Annotated in this window: 20 protein-coding genes and 1 tRNA gene; 7 read left to right on the forward strand and 14 right to left on the reverse strand. The window is 44.0% G+C overall.

The window, feature by feature from the left end; all coding sequences use genetic code 11:
- Positions 1–6: 6 nt before the first annotated feature.
- Entirely contained in the window at positions 7–414 is a 408-nt protein-coding gene (locus tag ACX0G9_RS21200; protein WP_459066958.1) for an EVE domain-containing protein, read from the reverse strand.
- A 214-nt stretch (positions 415–628) separates the two neighbouring features.
- On the opposite strand from ACX0G9_RS21200, the gene ACX0G9_RS21205 reads away from it, so the two are divergent.
- Entirely contained in the window at positions 629–1,183 is a 555-nt protein-coding gene (locus ACX0G9_RS21205) for a fasciclin domain-containing protein (protein ID WP_459066959.1), read from the forward strand.
- 307 nt (positions 1,184–1,490) lie between these two features.
- Here the strand turns inward: ACX0G9_RS21205 and ACX0G9_RS21210 are convergent, their stop codons facing one another.
- The 4 genes from ACX0G9_RS21210 to pdhA form a co-directional block, all read right to left on the reverse strand.
- Positions 1,491–2,267, reverse strand: a complete 777-nt coding sequence (locus ACX0G9_RS21210; protein ID WP_459066960.1) for a (Fe-S)-binding protein — start codon at positions 2,265–2,267, stop codon at positions 1,491–1,493.
- Entirely contained in the window at positions 2,268–2,774 is a 507-nt protein-coding gene (gene ribH / locus ACX0G9_RS21215; RefSeq protein WP_459066961.1) for a 6,7-dimethyl-8-ribityllumazine synthase, read from the reverse strand.
- A gap of 36 nt (positions 2,775–2,810) precedes the next feature.
- Entirely contained in the window at positions 2,811–3,491 is a 681-nt protein-coding gene (locus ACX0G9_RS21220) for a tetratricopeptide repeat protein (RefSeq protein ID WP_459066962.1), read from the reverse strand.
- 81 nt (positions 3,492–3,572) lie between these two features.
- A complete protein-coding gene (pdhA, locus tag ACX0G9_RS21225; RefSeq protein WP_459066963.1) occupies positions 3,573–4,568 on the reverse strand; it encodes a pyruvate dehydrogenase (acetyl-transferring) E1 component subunit alpha in 996 nt (331 codons plus the stop codon).
- A 205-nt stretch (positions 4,569–4,773) separates the two neighbouring features.
- On the opposite strand from pdhA, the gene recF reads away from it, so the two are divergent.
- From recF to ACX0G9_RS21240, 3 genes are all read left to right on the forward strand, one after another.
- Entirely contained in the window at positions 4,774–5,859 is a 1,086-nt protein-coding gene (gene recF / locus ACX0G9_RS21230) for a DNA replication/repair protein RecF (protein ID WP_459066964.1), read from the forward strand.
- 115 nt (positions 5,860–5,974) lie between these two features.
- Entirely contained in the window at positions 5,975–6,454 is a 480-nt protein-coding gene (locus ACX0G9_RS21235; RefSeq protein ID WP_459066965.1) for a hypothetical protein, read from the forward strand.
- Positions 6,436–6,717: a DUF721 domain-containing protein gene (locus ACX0G9_RS21240; RefSeq protein ID WP_459066966.1), complete on the forward strand. Its 282-nt coding sequence runs from the start codon at positions 6,436–6,438 to the stop codon at positions 6,715–6,717. The genes ACX0G9_RS21235 and ACX0G9_RS21240 overlap by 19 nt, the downstream gene beginning before the upstream one ends.
- Positions 6,718–6,723: 6 nt before the next feature.
- On the opposite strand, the gene ACX0G9_RS21245 is transcribed toward ACX0G9_RS21240, so the two are convergent.
- The 3 genes from ACX0G9_RS21245 to ACX0G9_RS21255 form a co-directional block, all read right to left on the reverse strand.
- Positions 6,724–7,770, reverse strand: a complete 1,047-nt coding sequence (locus tag ACX0G9_RS21245; RefSeq protein WP_459066967.1) for an ABC transporter permease — start codon at positions 7,768–7,770, stop codon at positions 6,724–6,726.
- A gap of 12 nt (positions 7,771–7,782) precedes the next feature.
- Entirely contained in the window at positions 7,783–8,913 is a 1,131-nt protein-coding gene (locus tag ACX0G9_RS21250; RefSeq protein WP_459066968.1) for a BT_3928 family protein, read from the reverse strand.
- An 80-nt stretch (positions 8,914–8,993) separates the two neighbouring features.
- Positions 8,994–9,545, reverse strand: a complete 552-nt coding sequence (locus ACX0G9_RS21255) for a DUF1599 domain-containing protein (RefSeq protein ID WP_459066969.1) — start codon at positions 9,543–9,545, stop codon at positions 8,994–8,996.
- Between the two features lie 113 nt (positions 9,546–9,658).
- Here ACX0G9_RS21255 and folP point away from each other — a divergent pair, with 113 nt between their 5' ends.
- Positions 9,659–10,492 (forward strand): dihydropteroate synthase, encoded by an 834-nt coding sequence (gene folP / locus ACX0G9_RS21260; protein WP_459066970.1) that lies wholly within the window; start codon positions 9,659–9,661, stop codon positions 10,490–10,492.
- Between the two features lie 113 nt (positions 10,493–10,605).
- On the opposite strand, the gene ACX0G9_RS21265 is transcribed toward folP, so the two are convergent.
- Together ACX0G9_RS21265 and ACX0G9_RS21270 are read right to left on the reverse strand one after the other, a co-directional pair.
- Entirely contained in the window at positions 10,606–11,544 is a 939-nt protein-coding gene (locus tag ACX0G9_RS21265; protein WP_459066971.1) for an FKBP-type peptidyl-prolyl cis-trans isomerase, read from the reverse strand.
- A 9-nt stretch (positions 11,545–11,553) separates the two neighbouring features.
- Positions 11,554–12,561, reverse strand: a complete 1,008-nt coding sequence (locus ACX0G9_RS21270; protein WP_459066972.1) for a DHH family phosphoesterase — start codon at positions 12,559–12,561, stop codon at positions 11,554–11,556.
- A gap of 207 nt (positions 12,562–12,768) precedes the next feature.
- Between ACX0G9_RS21270 and ACX0G9_RS21275 the strand changes: the two genes are divergently transcribed.
- Entirely contained in the window at positions 12,769–13,185 is a 417-nt protein-coding gene (locus tag ACX0G9_RS21275) for a nucleoside-diphosphate kinase (protein ID WP_459066973.1), read from the forward strand.
- Between the two features lie 119 nt (positions 13,186–13,304).
- On the opposite strand, the gene ACX0G9_RS21280 is transcribed toward ACX0G9_RS21275, so the two are convergent.
- The 3 genes from ACX0G9_RS21280 to ACX0G9_RS21290 all read right to left on the reverse strand — a co-directional run bounded on the left by ACX0G9_RS21280 (position 13,305) and on the right by ACX0G9_RS21290 (position 17,091).
- Positions 13,305–14,186 carry a TraB/GumN family protein gene (locus tag ACX0G9_RS21280; RefSeq protein WP_459066974.1) on the reverse strand — a complete coding sequence of 294 codons (882 nt, stop codon included), beginning with the start codon at positions 14,184–14,186 and terminating at the stop codon, positions 13,305–13,307.
- An 11-nt stretch (positions 14,187–14,197) separates the two neighbouring features.
- On the reverse strand, positions 14,198–16,129 hold the full coding sequence (locus tag ACX0G9_RS21285) for a menaquinone biosynthesis decarboxylase (RefSeq protein ID WP_459066975.1): 1,932 nt from the start codon (positions 16,127–16,129) through the stop codon (positions 14,198–14,200).
- 95 nt (positions 16,130–16,224) lie between these two features.
- Positions 16,225–17,091 carry a DUF6089 family protein gene (locus ACX0G9_RS21290; RefSeq protein ID WP_459066976.1) on the reverse strand — a complete coding sequence of 289 codons (867 nt, stop codon included), beginning with the start codon at positions 17,089–17,091 and terminating at the stop codon, positions 16,225–16,227.
- 269 nt (positions 17,092–17,360) lie between these two features.
- On the opposite strand from ACX0G9_RS21290, the gene ACX0G9_RS21295 reads away from it, so the two are divergent.
- A tRNA-Pro gene (locus ACX0G9_RS21295) sits at positions 17,361–17,434 on the forward strand.
- Positions 17,435–17,701: 267 nt separating this feature from the next.
- On the opposite strand, the gene ACX0G9_RS21300 is transcribed toward ACX0G9_RS21295, so the two are convergent.
- A complete protein-coding gene (locus tag ACX0G9_RS21300; protein ID WP_459066977.1) occupies positions 17,702–18,001 on the reverse strand; it encodes a glycerophosphodiester phosphodiesterase in 300 nt (99 codons plus the stop codon).
- Between the last annotated feature and the right edge of the window lie 13 nt (positions 18,002–18,014).

An 18,014-nucleotide genomic window follows, 5' to 3' on the forward strand; every position in this document is an offset into this window, starting at 1 on the left:
ATCAGCCTAGTGTCCCGCCATCTTCAGGACAATGGACCATTCCTCTTCCGTTACAGGCTGAACGGACAAACGTCCTAATCTTACCAGTGCCATGGCAGTCAATCTTTTGTCTGCCTTGATCTGCGCAAGGCTAACGGGTTTCTTTAACCGCTTGAATGGCTTCAGATCGACTGCAACCCAGGCATCATCTTCCGTAGTTGGATCCTGGTAATGTTCTCGGATCACTTTGGCAATTCCTACGATTTCCATGCCCTCATTACTATGATAGTAGAAAGCTTCATCCCCTTTTTTCATAGCCCTTAAATGAATGCGGGCCGCATAATTGCGTACTCCGTCCCAAACAGTTTGTTTATCTTTTTCGAATTGATCCCAACTGTATTTTTCAGGTTCCGATTTGACGAGCCAGTAAGCCATATTGATTGTTTTATTTACGGATTATAGGTCTTTAGCAGTTTGCGAAGGATCGAAATTACTAATAATAGCTATGGGCAGGGGCAAAAATATTTTGATTTTATAAATCCGTACTAAAACCCATCACCGTATGTAATCCTGTTGGTTACATGTAACAATCCATCTGATAAGTGAAGTTCATTTCACTCCATTAATTTCATAAATACAAAAATTTGTTATGCAATCACTCAAGAATTTGGGGTTAATACTCGTTGCCGTATTGTCGATAAACACGTTGTCCGCTCAGGATAAAACGGTAGAAGTTGGAGGCGCGGCCATGTATCCGTCCAAGAATATCATAGAAAATGCAGTGAATTCCAAAGATCATACGACTCTTGTGGCTGCAGTAAAAGCTGCCGGACTCGTGGAAACCCTGCAGAGCCCTGGCCCTTTCACGGTTTTTGCTCCTACGAACAAAGCTTTCGATATGTTACCCATGGGAACAGTATCAACACTCCTGAAACCTGAAAATAAGGCCAAACTGACCGGAATTTTAACCTACCACGTTGTATCCGGTAAACTTGATTCCAAAGAATTGGCCAGCATGATCAAAGCTGGTAATGGCACAGCAGAGCTGACCACAGTAGCCGGGGGGAAATTATGGGTCATGATGAAAGGCAAAAAGATTGTGCTAAAAGATGAGAATGGGGGGATGGCCACTGTTACAATTAAGGATGTTTATCAAAGCAACGGGGTAATTCACGTTATCGACCATGTTGTTCTGCCCAAATAATCACAATTGCTTGAATTTCAATTGTTAAAAGAAATTTAATGTATCCAGAATGCAACTTTCCATAAAAAGTTGCATTTTTTGAATCCAGGACTTATCAGTTTACGTATGTTAATATGAGGCCTGGTTTTAACCCTATTTAACGCTTGCGACAGGTTGTTTTAAGGGTCAAGACCATCCAGTTACTTCGGTAACTTGGGTGGTCTTATTTTTTTGTACCTATTACAAGGAATTTTCGACAGAATAGCCAAGCCCACTAAAAAGGGCGCCCCTGTATTGATTATTGATTTTGTATTGATTTATTATCTGTCTAACTATTGGCAAGGACGTCAGCGATATGCATTGTCCGTATTTTGTGGCCTTTATGACGAATATAGCCGTCTAAATGCATCAGACAGGAAAGATCGGTGGATATGATAAAGTCAGCTCCCGTTTGCAGGGCGTTATTGACTTTTTGATCTGCCATAGCAATGGAGATCGATTCGAATTTTACGGCAAAACTTCCTCCAAATCCACAGCAGGTCTCCACATCATTCATCTCAACCATTTCCAGGCCTTTTACCTTGGATAGCAATTTCCTTGGTTCATCCTTTATCCTGCATTCTCTTAGTGCTGCACAGGAATCATGGTAGGTTGCCTTTCCCTTCAAGGTAGCGCCAAAATCATCCATCCCCAATACATTGACCAGAAAGCTGGAAAACTCGAAGATCCGCTTATGAAGATCCTTTACTTCATTGTGAACAGAGGAATTATCGAATAGCGCCGGATAGTAATTTTTGACAAACCCTACACAGGAGGCACTGGGAGCAACGATATAATCTGTACCGGAAAAATCTCTGATAAATTTTGAACAAACATCTCTGGCTTCATCCCTGAAACCTGCATTGAAGGCGGGCTGCCCGCAACAGGTCTGGTTGACATTATACACTACGTTAACCCCTGCCTTTTCCAGCACCTTTACCATATTAAAGGCAGTTTGGGGGTAAAGCTGGTCGACGAAACAAGGTATGAACAATTGAACGGTTATTCCCCCGTCTGCCTGAATGGGAAATTTAGTGTGATCCGGCTGATTGAATGCTGCGTTCATTTATGGAGCTTTGAATGCATTGACCAGGGCGATCATTTTTAAGGCTGTTATTGCCGCTTCCTCTCCTTTATGTCCATGTTTTCCACCAATCCTTTCCTCAGCCTGTTGTTGATTATCCACCGTCAATACCCCAAATATAGTTGGTAGCGGCAAACTAAGATTTAACTGAAGTATCCCATCCGTTACGGCCTTACAAACATAATCGAAATGAGGAGTATCCCCTCTCAATACACAACCTAAGGCTATAAATGCCTTTGGGCGGTCATCTTTGTATTTGTGGGCCTCCCAATAATTTTTTATGGCGAAAGGGATCTCAAAAGCTCCCGGGACATTAATAACTTTCACCTTGCAGACGCCTGCCTGTTCTAAAGCTTCCAGGCAGCCTTTTTCCAAGGCATCGACAATTGCCGCATTCCATTCCGTCCTTACGATAACGACACAGGCATCCTGACCTTTCAGAATGCCTGTGTCTGTTCTTAATAAATTACTATTTCCAATTTCTGCCATAATGTTAAGCCAACAACGTTAATATTTCAACTCCAGCTACTTTACAACACCCAGTCTTGCCAGGTATTTGTCAATATCAGCCCCTCTTTGTGTGGTGGGGTATTTGTCCTTGATAACTTGATACAGAGATATCGCCTCTGCCGATTTCCCCATACTTTCATATAAATAACCGGACCGGAAAAGATATTCGGGAGACAAAAGATCATCTTTATCATCAAAGGTTCCGGCTTTTTTATACTGTTCAGCGGCTTCTTCCTTTTTGTTAAGCTCCGAATAGGCATCTCCTAATAATCCATAGGCTCTCACCTGGACCTGTTTCACAGAAGTAGAAAAATCTTTCAGATATTTTACGGCATTATTATAATCTCCGGTCTTCAAATAACAGCTTCCGGCATAAAAAGCCGCCAGGTTGGCTGACTGCGTACCAGCGTACTTTGAAATGATCTTCAAAAACCCTGCATTGATATTGTCTCCATTCAAAGCAAGTCTGGCCGAATCCATACGGTAATATTCTTCTGCACGGAACATAGCCTCGCTTGCTTTCTTTTCGTTGGGCTCTTTTACTAAATTCTTATACCCCAAAAACCCTCCTAAGATCAGCAGGAATACTAGCAGGCCGATGCCGGCCTTTTTCCCATACCGATCCCAATTATGCTGCCACTGATCGATCGGGTTTTTCTCTTGGTCCAGGTGAGCCGGGTGCTTGATCTCTGACATTGTTTTTTTGTCGTTTATGTTATTTTATTAAAATATAGCCTGCAATGGTTTTTTGAAATTCAGGTGGTTCCTCAACAGGAATTAATCCACAATGAAAGGGTAGTTCTTATCCATATAAACATCCTTTAATAACTCAGAATCATCCGGCCAGGGAGATTCTTCTGCAAATTTCACCGACTCGGCAACCGTGTTATTTACCCTTGTATTGATCGCATCGATCTCCTCCTGGGTTGCGAATTTCCTGGTCAAAATGGTATGCAGGACCATCAGGATCGGATCTTTCTGCTTGTATTCCTCCACCTCTTCCTTTGTACGGTATTTCTGTGGATCGGAAATGGAATGCCCTTTGTACCGGTATGTTTTGATCTCCAATAAAGTAGGGCCATCTCCTGCCCGGGCTCTTTTGACTGCACGGGCAACACCTTCATGAACGGCTTCAGGGCTCATTCCATCAATAGAATCCCCGGGCATTTCATAAGCGTCCGCTAATTTATAAATATCTACCACGTTGGAAGTTCTTTCCACTGAAGTTCCCATGGCGTAGTTATTATTCTCGCAAATAAATACTACGGGAAGTTTCCATAACATGGCCAGGTTGAATACTTCATGTAACATCCCCTGACGGGCTGCCCCGTCTCCGAAAAAGGTCAGTACAGCGTTGTCAGTACCCTTATATTTTTCTGCAAATGCCAGCCCGGTTCCCGTTCCGATCTGCGCTCCAACGATCCCATGTCCGCCGAAGAACTTAACATCCACTCCAAAAAAGTGCATACTTCCTCCTTTCCCTTTAGCGGCACCTGTAGCCTTGCCATATAATTCAGCCATACAGGCATTGGCGCTAACACCTTTCGACAAAGCCAAACCGTGGTCGCGATAAGCGGTAATAAAAGGGTCGTCCGGTTTGGTAGCCGTCATACATCCTGCTGCAATAGCCTCTTGTCCGATATAAGCATGGAAAAAACCGCGGATTTTGCCATCCATTTTGTATTTTTCTTCTGCCAACAGCTCAAATTGGCGAATGAGTTGCATCAATTCATACCAATACAGGTAGGTCTCTTTTGAAAACTTTGTTGCCACTTTTAGAATATTTGAAGTTTATGCCGCGCCTGAGCCTGCAGGCACCGGACCAGCGGGGGCAAATATACGGGGAAAAAGGAAATTATTCTATTGCTTTGGAAATTTGGCCGCTGTGATCCACCCACGGCTTTTTACCCGTTTGATCCGTTCAAATTAAGGTTTTGAGGGTTATCTTGCGTCCTATTGGAGGTTCTTATTGTTACAATTGAAAGATATATCACTCGTCCAGTTCAAGAATTATGACCAGGCAAGCTTCTCCTTCCGGGAACGAATTGTGGGGATTTGCGGTAATAATGGTGTTGGCAAGACTAATCTCCTGGATGCCATCTATTATCTCTGTTTTACTAAAAGTTATTTCTCCAAATCCGATCAGCAAAACGTATGTAAAGGTACAGCGGGGTTCCGGGTGGAGGGGAACTTCGAGAAACAGGGATCTCAGGATCATATAACCTGTATCCTCCGGGAAAATAACAAAAAGGAGTTTTCTTCCAATGGAGACCCTTATGAGAAATTCTCCCTGCATATTGGCAGGTTTCCCTGTGTAATTATAGCCCCCGACGATGTTCAGATCCTTACAGGAGGCAGCGAGGAACGAAGACGTTTCCTGGATGCCCTCCTTTCCCAGCTGGATCCCGGATACCTGCAAAGCCTGATCGGGTATAACAAAATACTGCAGCAACGTAATAGTTTTCTTAAATCCCTTTCGGAAAAACGGATAGGCGGCCGGATGGGGGACAGTAGTCTCCTGGACATATACGATGAACAATTGACCGGTCCGGGTAATTATATCTTTGGAAAACGAAGGACTTTCCTGGAAACCTTCCTCCCCCTGGTAAAACAATGCTATGCTCAAATAGCCGGGCAGGAAGAACCGGTGGAATTGACCTATGAAAGTCAATTACTTCATGGCTCTTTTAAAGATCTCCTTCGTCAGACCCGGGACAAGGACCTTTTATTGCAACGCTCCAACGGAGGCATACATAAGGATGATATAGAGATTCAATTTTCCGGTCAGGCTTTTAAGTCCATTGCTTCCCAGGGACAACGCAAAAGTCTGCTGTTTGCCCTGAAACTGGCCGAATACGAAACTTTAAAACAAACAAAAGGCTTCCCGCCGCTTTTGCTGCTGGATGATGTTTTTGAAAAACTGGATGAATCCCGCATGTCTAACCTGCTCGATAAAGTATGTATTCAAAACGAAGGACAGATCTTTATTACAGATACTCACCCTGGTCGTATCCAACGGGAATTGGATAAACTTTCTATTCCATGTCATATCATCAGATTATAGATTAACCGCAACTATAATATATAGTTTTACGTATATATTTTTTAAAACTATAAAATTTTGGTATTTTTTTATAGTTTTATTAACATAATCTCTAACCGGTTAGAAACTTTTTGCTATGCCATCCGACCTGGAATCTTCAATTGTTTTTCTGGAAGAAACGAATAATGCTTCCAAAGCTTATTTTTCATTCACCGTAGATGAAACCGGTGAGAACGGAATCATAAAAGCCAATAAAGAAGGCCTTCGCCTTTATGCTGCTGAAATATTGAAAAAATCCGTTTTACTGGAGAATAACCCAAATGGTGAGCCCCTGTTCTTCGGGCGTCTCGAATGGGTGATCAGCGAGGCCGGTTATGATCTGATATCCTGCGTACATCCCCAATATCATACCCGAAAGGAAATTTTAGCCGCCGACAGAAACAAACCTCATTATCTCAACCTGGAGGAAGATAACGCAGCTGCAAGTGCAGAAACACCACAGCTTTCGCAAAAAGGGTGTTTGTTTTCCCTACTGTTCTGGATGGCAAGTGGATTACTTTTATATGCTACTGTCAAAGCTTTACCTAAATTGCAGGCATGGGTGAATATTCATTAGGCGATGCTTTAAAAAAATTCCTGAATCAAAGCCATCTTAAAGGATATATTCAGGCCTTTCAGATTGAAGAAGTCTGGGAAAAAATCATGGGAAAGACGGTAGCCCGATACACGGACAAGATCCAGATCCACGGGCATACCTTGTATATTAATACCACCATCGCCCCACTCCGTCAGGAATTACTTTATCAAAAAGATACGATCATCAAAAGGGTTAACGAGGCATTGGGAGAAAAAGTGATCAAGGAAGTGGTGATCAAGTGACCATTTTCATTTTAATCTCACCCTTGGATCGACCACCCCATAGAGAAGATCTGCCAGCAACCCGATAAGGATAAAAAAAAAGGAAGAAACCAGTACAGACCCCATAACAACCGGGAAATCCAGTTTCTCCAGGGCATCAACGGTGGCTTTTCCGATTCCTTTCCAACCGAAAATGAATTCCACAAAAAAAGCCCCTGCCAACAATTCGGCAAACCATCCTGTAATGGCTGTGATTACAGGATTCAAGGCATTCCTTAACCCATGTTTCCAGATAACGGTTCTTTTGGATAGTCCTTTTGCATAAGCAGTACGTATATAATCCTGGTCCAGGGTATCCAGCAAAGATCCCCTGGTCAACTGGGCGATAATGGCAAGGGGCCGGATACCCAAAGTAACAGCAGGCAGGACCAGGTTCCGCAGTTGTAACTGCCGGCCATCGAAGGGATCTGTATCGAACAAACTTCCGGTCATATGAAGCCCTGTATACTGGCTAAAAACAAAGCCAAAAACATAGGCGATCACAATGCCCATAAAAAAAGAAGGAGCTGAAATTCCCAGGACACTGGTAAAAATAGCAGTGGTATCCATCCAGGTCCCTTTTTTAATAGCAGCGATCACTCCCAGGAATATTCCAAGAGTAATGGCTAAAAGCATTGCGGCAATGGCCAGGAGTATGGTCCCGGGAAGTGCCTCCATTAGTACCGCCATCACTTCTTTTTTTGTTTGATAGGACCGTCTGAGATAGGGCCATTTTAAGCCTACCCTGGACTCACCGCCAACGAACAAGCCCCTGAGCCCTTTGGTGGTAATCTCTTCCTTTGTATGTATCGCGACAGGGGAAACGTCGTTCAGATAAAAAACAAATTGTTTCCAGCGAGGCTGGTCCAAATATAATTCCTTCCGGATATTTTCACGGGTAGCCTGATCAGCCCTTTGCCCCATGACCAACCTGGAAGGATCGCCAAAACCCTGGAAAAGGAAAAACACGGCCACTACCACTCCCAGCATCACGAGGAGTCCGTAGAAAACCTTTTTAAGGAGATAACGGATCATGGTTATGACAGATCACTGTTGAGGTAATGAATTAATTTCCGGGAGTGCAAATTCAAACCCGGCGTAACTCCATTTATTAAGGATCACTCCTGTATGTAGAAGATAAAGTGTGGGATTGGCCCTGGCAGCAGTTTTAATCGCTGTGGCATCACATTTCAAAATAGTAACGTCCTGACTGATCCCATTTGCATCCGTCCAGGCCAACACATTCTCATAATCCCCTGTAATAAAATAAACAGGGATGTTCTTTGCCTTGGCCATCGTAAGGATAAGGTTAAATCCTTTATTCCAGGAAGGAGCAGTTTCAGGAAGGCCTTTTGTAAAGAAAAACAATTTGTATCCCTTTCTTAAAAGAATATCCATCGTAGTGTCCGTGCCGGAAGCGGTGAGCAAAGTAAAGTCCTTTATAGCAGCCTCGGCGTTTCCTTTCCTGATCAACTTATCATAACGATTAACGAATTTATAAGAGTCGTCGAAGTCAGCCGGGAATTTATTACCCGAAAACTCGATCTGTTGTCCATTCTTCTCATATACCATGGTTATGACCGTGCTGTCCGGAATTGCTCCCGGCGGAGGCTTCATTTTATCCGGCATATTCGTTTTGATCCGGTAGGGCAGACAATCAACCACCGGTAAATGCACCAGCACATACCATTGGAAGGAAATGGAGATAATAAATGACAGGATTAGAATGGCAAGACTTGCTACCTGGGTTAATAAGGGCCGGATCTTTCCCTGATAAAAAAACAAAAAAAGGATCAGGGCCAGCAATATCACGTCCTTGGTGAACGATTGGCCGGCTGTAAGTGGAATACAATCACCGAAACAGCCGCATTCCCGGATTTTCCCCGATAAAAAAGCATAGCCCGTTAGAAAAGTAAAGAAAACGATCAGTACGAACAGAAGCCAGCTAAAAAGCCGCATTCTCCAGCCAAGCAGTATGGCAACACCGGCTACAATCTCAAATACGATCATAAGCAGTGAAAACAGCAATGTATAAGCGTCCAGCCAATGAAAATTCCATACCTCGAAAAATTCCTGCATTTTATAACTCAGCCCCAGCGGGTCATTAGCCTTGATCAGGCCGGAGAATATAAACAGGACCCCGACTATGAACCGGGCAGTATTTATTAGAATTTTCATTTTATCCGTATGATTGCAGGCTTCAAGCGAAAAACTTCAAGTCATGCATATTTAAAATTTTTAATAAATTCTTTACGAAGCTATTCCATATGTTTCCCCTCTGCGATAAGGACCAGGGCGAACAGGGAATAATTTATGATATCGGTATAATTCGAATCGATGCCTTCGCTGATCAATGTTTTTCCATCATTAGCCACTATCTGACGAATACGCAGGATCTTCATAAGGATCAGGTCTACAAAACTTTCCTGGCTCATGGATCTCCAGGCTTCACCATAATCATGGTTCTTATCCAGCATAATGGCTTTTACTTCTTTAACTTTTTCATCATACCTGTTTTCAACCTCCTTCACCGGCAGGTCCTCCACAGAATCATCCGAAAGTGACAATTGTATCAGCCCGATAATACCATAATTTACCATAGCCATGAACTCCCCCGTCTTATCTTCCCCTACTCTTTGTTCTCCTGTTTGTTGAAGGGTTCGTATGCGGCGGGCTTTAATATAAAGCTGGTCTGCAATGGAAATGGTTCGTAAAACCCTCCAGGAGGTACCATAATCCCTGGTTTTTTTAAGAAAGATATCCTTACATGTTTGAACGGCCTCGTCATATTGTCGGTTCGTACTGCTCATCAGGAGAATTTCTGTGATTTTCAGTTTAATTGTTGAATTTTACGTATCCGTATTGCTTACCTGCTGTAAAAGTAAAAGAAAATTAAAGTAAAGCTTAAAGATAACGAAACAATATGTTCACTTTAAAGGTCAACGGTAAATTACGGGTTGCGGAAAGGCCGTTAGTAATGGGCATTTTAAATATCACCCCCGATTCCTTTTATCCGGGCAGCCGGGTTATGGATATTAAAGATTTGTTGAACCGGGCCGAAAAAATGATCCTTGACGGAGCAGATATCCTGGATATAGGCGGTCAAAGCAGTCGTCCGGGCGCAGAGAAGGTGGGCGTGGAAGAAGAGCTGCAGCGGGTGGCAGGACCAATTTCTTTAATACAGCAACATTTTCCGGAAACCATTCTTTCGGTGGACACTTATTATGCAAAGGTAGCCAGAGAGGCCGTATTTGCAGGAGCCTCTATGGTAAATGATATCGGGGGCGGATATCTGGATAAAGATATGCTGGCAACCGTCGGGAATCTCGGTGTACCCTATGTTTGCATGCATATGAAAGGGACCCCTGCAACAATGGCTAAAGAAGCCGTCTACGATGATGTGGCAAAAGAAGTGTTGGATTATTTTATACGGCGGGTGGAAGATTGCCGTGAGGCAGGCATACACGATCTCATCCTGGATCCGGGCCTTGGTTTTGCCAAAAAACCCTTACATGACCTCATCTTGCTGAAACACCTTTCCGTTCTAAAAATGCCCGGTCGCCCCCTCCTTATCGGGGTCTCGCGCAAATCGGTCATATACCGGACATTGGGAATTACCGCAGAAGATGCCCTTAATGGGTCAACCGTTCTGCATACCCTGGGGATCCTGAACGGGGCAGATATACTACGCGTGCATGACCCGCGGGAGGCTCGTCAGGTTATCGATCTAATGGCTGGTTACCGAAATGTACTTTAATCAATCACCTTTAATTCTTTAATTCAAAAATGGGGCTGACTTTTTCAGTCAGCCCCATTTCCGGCTTATTTATTCCCGTATAGAGGGAGTTATCTCGTATACTTCCTGGTATTTTAGTGGTGTTGAGGATTGCCTCTTTGTGGCAGTCCATTGGGAGGCATAGGCATGGCCGGTGCGGCAGCAGCAGCCGGAGCATCTGTTACATCAACGATTTCCACCTCGAAGATCAGATTCTCGAAAGGTTTCTGACCAGGACCAGGGCGTTGATCGTAAGCCAGGAAAGCAGGAATGTACAAAGTACCTTTGCCGCCTTTCTTGAATTTTCTCAATCCATCATCCCAACCCTGAATGATCTGTCCTTTTCCAACTACAAATTTGAAGGGTTCGGTAGTGGGGCCTGTCATATTGGATTCGAATACTTTACCGGAAGGAAGAAGTTTACCGGTGTAACGAACAGAAACCTGTTTGCCGGAATCAACCTGGGTGCCATCTCCTACGGACTGAACAACAACATAAGTTCCTTTGGTTGTTTTTTCAGCAGTAATTTTTTCTTTGGACAGGTAGCTTTCCACAGCAGCTACTTCACGGTCTTTTTCTTTGGCTGTTTCCTGAGCCCTGTCGCTGGCCAACAGATCTTCGGACGCAAAAACATCCACAACCTTGAAGGCTACAGTAATCTTATCTTTCGGTTTAAGGAAAGGAGGCAACTGACCGCCGGATTTTTTCTGAAGGGTATCTGCCAATAAAACGACAACCGCACTATCCCCCTTACGGAGAAGAGAAAATATTTCAGTAGGGCTGTAAACAGGTCTTGCACTATCAACCGGGATGTAAACCGGCATGCCGCCTTCTGAAGTATACAGGACGGAATCCCGCACCTTTTGAACCACGTTCACTTTAAGGAACTGGCCTTTTTTGGCAGTTTGTCCTTTTCCATCGGAATAGATCTTATACAAAAGACCGCTTTTGGTTTTTTTAAATTCCTGACTGGTGCAGGAAACTGCAGTGACCAGAACCAGACTGGCAATCAAATACGACGAGATACTTTTCATTCTTGTTGTTTATTGTAGTTGTGATGAATTCTCTTTAATTGCGTTTACAAAACGCTGTACGGTCAGTTCCAGCGAATCGCTGCTCCGCCCCCCGGCAGCATTAAAATGTCCGCCACCTTCAAAATATTGGCGGGCAAAGGTGTTTACATCAAAATCACCTTTACTGCGGAAGGAGCATTTCACCTCTTCGTCCCTGTCAATGATCAGGGCTGCCATTTTAATACCCTGTATGGACAAAGGATAGTTAACCAAACCCTCCGTATCTCCCGTCTTTATTTCATATCGCACAAGATCTTTCCACGGTATGGAGATCAGGGCTGCATTGTGCTCGTAAAAAATATCCATCCGGTTCTGTAATACATAACCGATGAACCTCAGGCGGTTTTCCAGGAAATTATCGAACAGATTCTCGTGGATCTTCGTGTGGTTCAAACCGGTATCCTTTAAGGTTGCCACCATCCGGTGAACATCCCCGGATGCCCCCTGGAAGCGGAAGGAACCGGTATCCGTCATTACACCCGCATACAAACAGGCAGCTATGTCTATATCTATCTTATCCGCATGACCGGACTCCATAATAAGATCATAAATCATTTCGCAGGTCGAGCTTTTATCGGTATTACTCGCCCCATAAGCAAAAATTGCCCGCTCCGGCTGTTGATGATGATCTATGAGGATCTTTTCGCAGGCCAGTTTCCGCAATTTGGGAGCCATGCTCCTGGTTCGGGAGAGGGTATTAAAATCCAGACAAAAGATCCATTCGGCCTGGTCTAAAATGGGATTTGCCTTCTCGGTGCTGTATTCATAATCGATCACCCCCTGGCAACCAGGCATCCATTTCAGCCATTCCGCCCAATTCGTAGGGGAAATGACGGTAGGGGTATGCCCCAGTTTCTTCAGAAAATGAAACAACCCCAGGGAAGACCCCATGGCGTCGGCATCAGGCTTCTGATGCATAATAATGACCACCTTTCTGGGATGGTCCAATAAATTATATATATTCTCTATAGGTTTCATGTAAAGTGCCCGCAAAGTTGCACAATATAAATTCAAATCCCAAATCCCTCTTTTACCAGCCCCGCCCCATCCTATTTTGCCCCTTTAGGGCTCCTTCCTTCAACACCTGAAAAGGCAGCGGTAAGGCACCTGTCCAAATGGAGCAGATTTGATAAGGAAACAAGTCAAATTACCCTATCTTTGCGTGCCAAAAATGAAAAGGAAATTATGAGCAATCGCACCTTCACCATGATCAAACCGGATGCTTTTTCAAAAGGGCATTCCGGCGCTATTATTGACAAGATCATTAAAAGCGGATATCGCCTTATTGCCCTGAAGCTGACCAGGCTGTCCAAAGAAAAGGCAGGAGAATTTTATGCCGTTCACAAAGAAAGGCCGTTTTACGGAGAATTGGTTGATTTTATGAGCAGTGGTCCGATCATCGCGGCTATCCTGGAAAAAGACAATGCCGTTGCTGATTTTCGTAAACTCATCGGTGCTACCGATCCGGCAAAGGCCGACGAAGGAACCATCCGTAAATTGTTCGCCTCTTCCGTAGGAGAAAATGCGGTTCATGGTAGTGATAGTGATGATAATGCCAGGATTGAAGGCGATTTCTTCTTTAGCGGGCTGGAAAGAATTTAATCTCCGTCGTCCGTTCTAAGTATCCTTTATTCGAAGGCAACAATAAGTTGCCTTAAAAGATATTTGTTGTTTAACAGAAATTAAAACACGAATTGACCCGAAAGGCGTTGATACGTGTTTTAATTTTTTATGGGGCTTACCAAATATCCGTGTTTTCTGAGCAGGTCTATGACACCATCTTTTCCCGGTAAATGAGCAGTGCCAACCGCAATCAATAAGGATTTTACGGGTAATAAAGAATCCAACGCTTTTACCCATCTCCTGTTTCGGTCATATAACAGCAGATCCATATAACCATTCATGGAAGGATCCCCCTTACGGGTCAGAGAATCAATCTGGTCCAGGTCCTGTTTCTTATATACGGCAGCAAGATCCTGCGTCATTTTTTTGTTTTCTTCCGCACTGTCAATATAAATTACCAGATCTTTTGCTTGTTTCTCATACGGAATGCTGTCAAAAAGACCCGCCTGGAATTCCACCGTTTCCAATCCCTTCACGGTCTTATTATGAGAACGGGTTTCTTTGAGGATCATTAATTCCATCCCATCCGTGGTTTTGCAGCCCAGGTTTCCTTCTTCGACCATGCTGCTGATCAGCATGGGTTTAAAACGTTCCAACATACCAAAAGGCAATAATCCCGCATTTTTGGAAAAATAAGATTTTACTTTCTCATACTCTCCGGCGCTCAACAGATCAGATAGTTTCTTACCGTCCTTCATCCGCATGTATTGTATGGAATTCAGCATTCCTTTCATATCGCTAAGATCAATTTCAAAAAAGACCTCATCACAATTGGTAATAGCTAACTTCAGGCTATCACTCAATGCGGCATCAACGGCGCAAAGGATATGCATGGTACCGAACAGGTAAGAAGGTTTAACCAGCCCCTTTCCGGAAATCTTCCATAACAAGGTTTGAGGGGATTGGGAACGGGCAGCCTGCATCAATAACAGGGAAGCCATTAAAAATCCGGCAAACAGAAATCCTGATTTTTTTTTCATAATCGAATTAGTTATGAAGCGACTACCGCTTCTTCTCCATATACCTGGTCCTTAAATTTCAGAGACGGGGAGACAAGAAAATCACCTAATCCCAGACTGCTCCATTTTTTATCGATGATTTTAATAGTTGCATCGTCGGCTATGATGATGTTTGGCCAGTCCCGTTGAAAGTTATCCAATTCCTTGGTTTTCCGGGTACCGTCCAGCCCTAAACAGGCAGATTTTTTAAAGGGATCAATATGAGATTTCTTTTGGGTCAGCTGATAATCACGGCGTGGATCCAGGTTATTGCAAAACCTCCATAGCGCAACGGGCAGATCGTTGGCATCAACCGTATGTTCGACATAAAGAACCATTTTTATGCCTTCCATTTCTTCCAGTTCACATATGGATTCCTGGAGTTCACGGATATGCCCGGGTCTGTTTTTTCTGACCCCAAGGATCAGGCAGGGAATATTTTTTTCCAAAAGGGAAAGATTTGCCGTACTGATTTCCGGGAACCGGGATTTTAGTTTGTCTTCCATAAGCTGATCATAACGGGTCTCCAAAAGCTGGTATTGATGGTTGTCGATCTCTTCATCTGCTTTATGGGTACCGTCGATACACATTTTCCCTCCAAAACCCAACTTGCTGCAGCTATGGTCCAGTACATCCATCGGTCCCTGCGAAAAGTAGACATCCGTCGCGGGATTGAGATTCCTAAAAACATATTGGGCAAGCTGAAGATAGTTCTGTATCTGAACATCCCTGTCCGCAATGACCAGTATTTTATTGAACATCATCTGACCAGCCCCCCACATAGCATTCATCACTTTCTGGCCCTGTCCGGCATATTCTTTGGCAATTTTAGCAATGACCAGGTTATGAAAAACACCCTCCACAGGCATATCCATATCTACTATTTCAGGCACCAGGGTCATTTTCATAGGCGCTAAAAAAATCCTTTCCGTGGCTTTTCCTAACCAGGCATCTTCCTGTGGTGGAATTCCAACGATAGTAGCAGGATAGACCGGATTTTTTCGGTGAGTGATAGCTGTGATATGAAACCGGGGATACCAATCGGGAAGGGAATAATAACCGGTATGGTCCCCGAACGGACCTTCCCAGATCAGTTCTTCTGTGGGGTCGACATAACCTTCTATTATAAAATCGGAGTCTGAAGGAACCTCTATCTCCGGCTGTGTAATGCATTTCACCAGCTCTACCTTTTTTTTGCGCAGAAATCCCGCCAGCATATACTCATCGACGTTCTCCGGCAGAGGCGCCGTAGCACTATATGCGTAAACCGGGTCACCGCCAAGTGCAACGGCCACAGGCATTCTTTTGCCCGTTTTTTTGTATTCGGAAAAATGCCTGGCACTCACTTTATGTTTATGCCAATGCATACCAGTCAATGCCGGCCCGAAGACCTGCATGCGGTACATGCCGACATTACGGATGCCACTATTAGGATCTTTGGTATGAATGATGGGCAAAGTGACAAAAGGGCCTCCATCCTTGGGCCAGCAGGTGATAACAGGAAGACGGGAAATATCGGGATTGGTGAGGACAACTTCCTGGCATTCGCCTTTTCCGCTTTTTACTTTTGGCATCCAACTGGCAAACTGGCCTAATTTGGGCAGGAGTTTCAATTTGTCCGCAATACTTTCTTTTGGGGCGGATAATAACCGGAACAGACCTTCGATCTCCCGGGTAACATCATCCAGGTGCTGCACGCCAAGGGCCATACACATCCTTTTTTCGCTACCATAGGCATTCATAAGAACAGGAAAATCAGTTCCTGTATTTTCAAACAACAAGGCTTTTCCTCCATTGCCGCTTTTGCTGATCCGGTCAGTGATTTCTGCTATCTCCAACTTAGGATCTACGAAGACTTTGATCCGAACCAATTCTCCGGCTTTTTCCAAAGCACTGATAAATTCCTGCTGATTTTTATAGGCCATGCATTAGTTGTTGAATAGTACATTTGTACGGACCGGCAGGTCCGTTATGTAAAATTAAACACTAAGCAAGGTAAATATGTTTACAATCGAAACTATTAATAAACATTTTTCGGGCAATCGACGCTACCCTTACCTCCGCCTCTATGGTGAGTTCCTTCCGATCGGTTCGAATTCAAGGCAATAGTCACCCTTATCCCGGAAAGATAATACCAATCCTTTCTTTTGGGATTCCCTCTTACCGTGCCATCATGTGGATAAATTGCCGAAGAACCCTTTATTTCCCCACTCCGGTAAGCCATTTCCACTGCCTTAGGGCCTTTCGCTGCCAATAATGTGGCTTGGTCTACATAGGTCGAGCTGACATCATCCAGATAATCCGTGAACAATTTCCTCAATCCGATCTCATAAGCAAGGACTACATTCCGGGAAACGCGGTATTTAATGCCGCCTCCAAATGGAATGGCGATCTGGTTGTTCTTATATTGTTTTCTGCCCGGATATTGCGAAAGCCCCTCGCCTTCCGTGCTTAAACCCCGGAGGAAAACCTTTTGCCCCAAACTGTCAAATGCATAAGGATTAAAATGAAAAAGAGCAATCCCTGCAAAAACATATGGTGTGAACCGGTGTTCATTCAAGTCGAGTAAATTATACTCAGCCAGCAGGTTCCATTCATAGATTTTCGTCTCGAAGCTAAGGTTACGTGCCCTAAGGTCCGCTTTGGCAGCATACGTATCCGAAGCTCCTACCTTGGCATAGCTTACATTGGAAAGAACCGAAAAATGTCCGGTCAGATCGTACTGAAGGCCGGCACTGAAGGCCGTGTGCGATTGTTTTGTTGTATAACCTTTGCTTTGAAGGTCCCCGATATAATTTGAAAACCCTCCCATCAGGTTAACATTCCATTGAGCCCGGACAATAGAAACCATAGGGACAAAGAGCCCCAATAACAAGAATTTCTTCATTCTTAGTTAGAATTTATTGATAAAATGTAAATACAGGTTGGTTTTGCGCAAGGGATCTGGATCAAAAAAAGTAACGGTAAGAGAGATTGGTAGAGTTATATTATATAGATCCCGTTTTGATAGATGTACCATACAACGCAAGTATTGCGCCAAATATTTGAAAGAATACTACTAAAAAATAGTTAATATGGTCCCAAAATGAGAAAGGATAGATTTTTTCCTAAAAAACAGATTTTTTCCTACCTTTGCCACCCTGGAATTTTAAAGTTCGGGACGTAGCGCAGCCCGGTAGCGCACTAGCATGGGGTGCTAGGGGTCGCAAGTTCGAATCTTGTCGTCCCGACGAACAAGGAGCCCGCAGCGAAAGCTGCGGGTTTTGCTTTTTGGCAGCTGGGAGAACTCGTTCTCCTAAGCGGACAAAAAAGCAAAACAGTACCGACGAAGTCGGGACGAGGCTTCTTGAGTAAGAAGGAGGGCTACAAGATCACCGGAGGGCGGAGCCCGGAGGTAATCTTGTCGTCCCAACCAGAGATTTTAGCTGAATCTTTCTTTCGACCTTACCAATCTCTTTCATGGGTGTTAAGTCCATCGTTTTGTTCATCACTTTCAATTACCGGACCTCGGCATAAGTCAGATCGCTGATCCTTCCCTTGCCATTGGTCATCCGGTCAACAGTTTCATCATGCATAATCACCAGGACGCAGTCTTTTGTAGTGCGAAGATCAATCTCCACGAAATCTACCCCATTTTTGATTCCATTTTCAACTGCGGCAAGGGTGTTTTCAGGCGCTTCGGTATTGTCTCCCCGATGCGCAATAACAATAAATTTGTGCCTGGATTCCGGCAATGTTGCTCTTTGTGCAGTAAGGCGGCCACTGCATACCAATAGAAACAGGCATACTAATTTCATGTTAGTTGGTTTT

The organism is Flavitalea flava (assembly GCF_054461575.1).

Coding starts and splice junctions, on each gene's coding strand:
- ACX0G9_RS21255 (WP_459066969.1), bottom strand. CDS start 9,545: ATGAGCAGTACGAACCGACAATATGACGAGGCCGTTCAAACATGTAAG.
- folP (WP_459066970.1), top strand. CDS start 9,659: ATGTTCACTTTAAAGGTCAACGGTAAATTACGGGTTGCGGAAAGGCCG.
- ribH (WP_459066961.1), bottom strand. CDS start 2,774: ATGGCAGAAATTGGAAATAGTAATTTATTAAGAACAGACACAGGCATT.
- ACX0G9_RS21240 (WP_459066966.1), top strand. CDS start 6,436: ATGGGTGAATATTCATTAGGCGATGCTTTAAAAAAATTCCTGAATCAA.
- ACX0G9_RS21285 (WP_459066975.1), bottom strand. CDS start 16,129: ATGGCCTATAAAAATCAGCAGGAATTTATCAGTGCTTTGGAAAAAGCC.
- ACX0G9_RS21200 (WP_459066958.1), bottom strand. CDS start 414: ATGGCTTACTGGCTCGTCAAATCGGAACCTGAAAAATACAGTTGGGAT.
- ACX0G9_RS21210 (WP_459066960.1), bottom strand. CDS start 2,267: ATGAACGCAGCATTCAATCAGCCGGATCACACTAAATTTCCCATTCAG.
- ACX0G9_RS21235 (WP_459066965.1), top strand. CDS start 5,975: ATGCCATCCGACCTGGAATCTTCAATTGTTTTTCTGGAAGAAACGAAT.
- ACX0G9_RS21265 (WP_459066971.1), bottom strand. CDS start 11,544: ATGAAAAGTATCTCGTCGTATTTGATTGCCAGTCTGGTTCTGGTCACT.
- ACX0G9_RS21280 (WP_459066974.1), bottom strand. CDS start 14,186: ATGAAAAAAAAATCAGGATTTCTGTTTGCCGGATTTTTAATGGCTTCC.
- ACX0G9_RS21275 (WP_459066973.1), top strand. CDS start 12,769: ATGAGCAATCGCACCTTCACCATGATCAAACCGGATGCTTTTTCAAAA.
- ACX0G9_RS21290 (WP_459066976.1), bottom strand. CDS start 17,091: ATGAAGAAATTCTTGTTATTGGGGCTCTTTGTCCCTATGGTTTCTATT.
- ACX0G9_RS21300 (WP_459066977.1), bottom strand. CDS start 18,001: ATGAAATTAGTATGCCTGTTTCTATTGGTATGCAGTGGCCGCCTTACT.
- ACX0G9_RS21245 (WP_459066967.1), bottom strand. CDS start 7,770: ATGATCCGTTATCTCCTTAAAAAGGTTTTCTACGGACTCCTCGTGATG.
- ACX0G9_RS21220 (WP_459066962.1), bottom strand. CDS start 3,491: ATGTCAGAGATCAAGCACCCGGCTCACCTGGACCAAGAGAAAAACCCG.
- ACX0G9_RS21205 (WP_459066959.1), top strand. CDS start 629: ATGCAATCACTCAAGAATTTGGGGTTAATACTCGTTGCCGTATTGTCG.
- ACX0G9_RS21270 (WP_459066972.1), bottom strand. CDS start 12,561: ATGAAACCTATAGAGAATATATATAATTTATTGGACCATCCCAGAAAG.
- ACX0G9_RS21250 (WP_459066968.1), bottom strand. CDS start 8,913: ATGAAAATTCTAATAAATACTGCCCGGTTCATAGTCGGGGTCCTGTTT.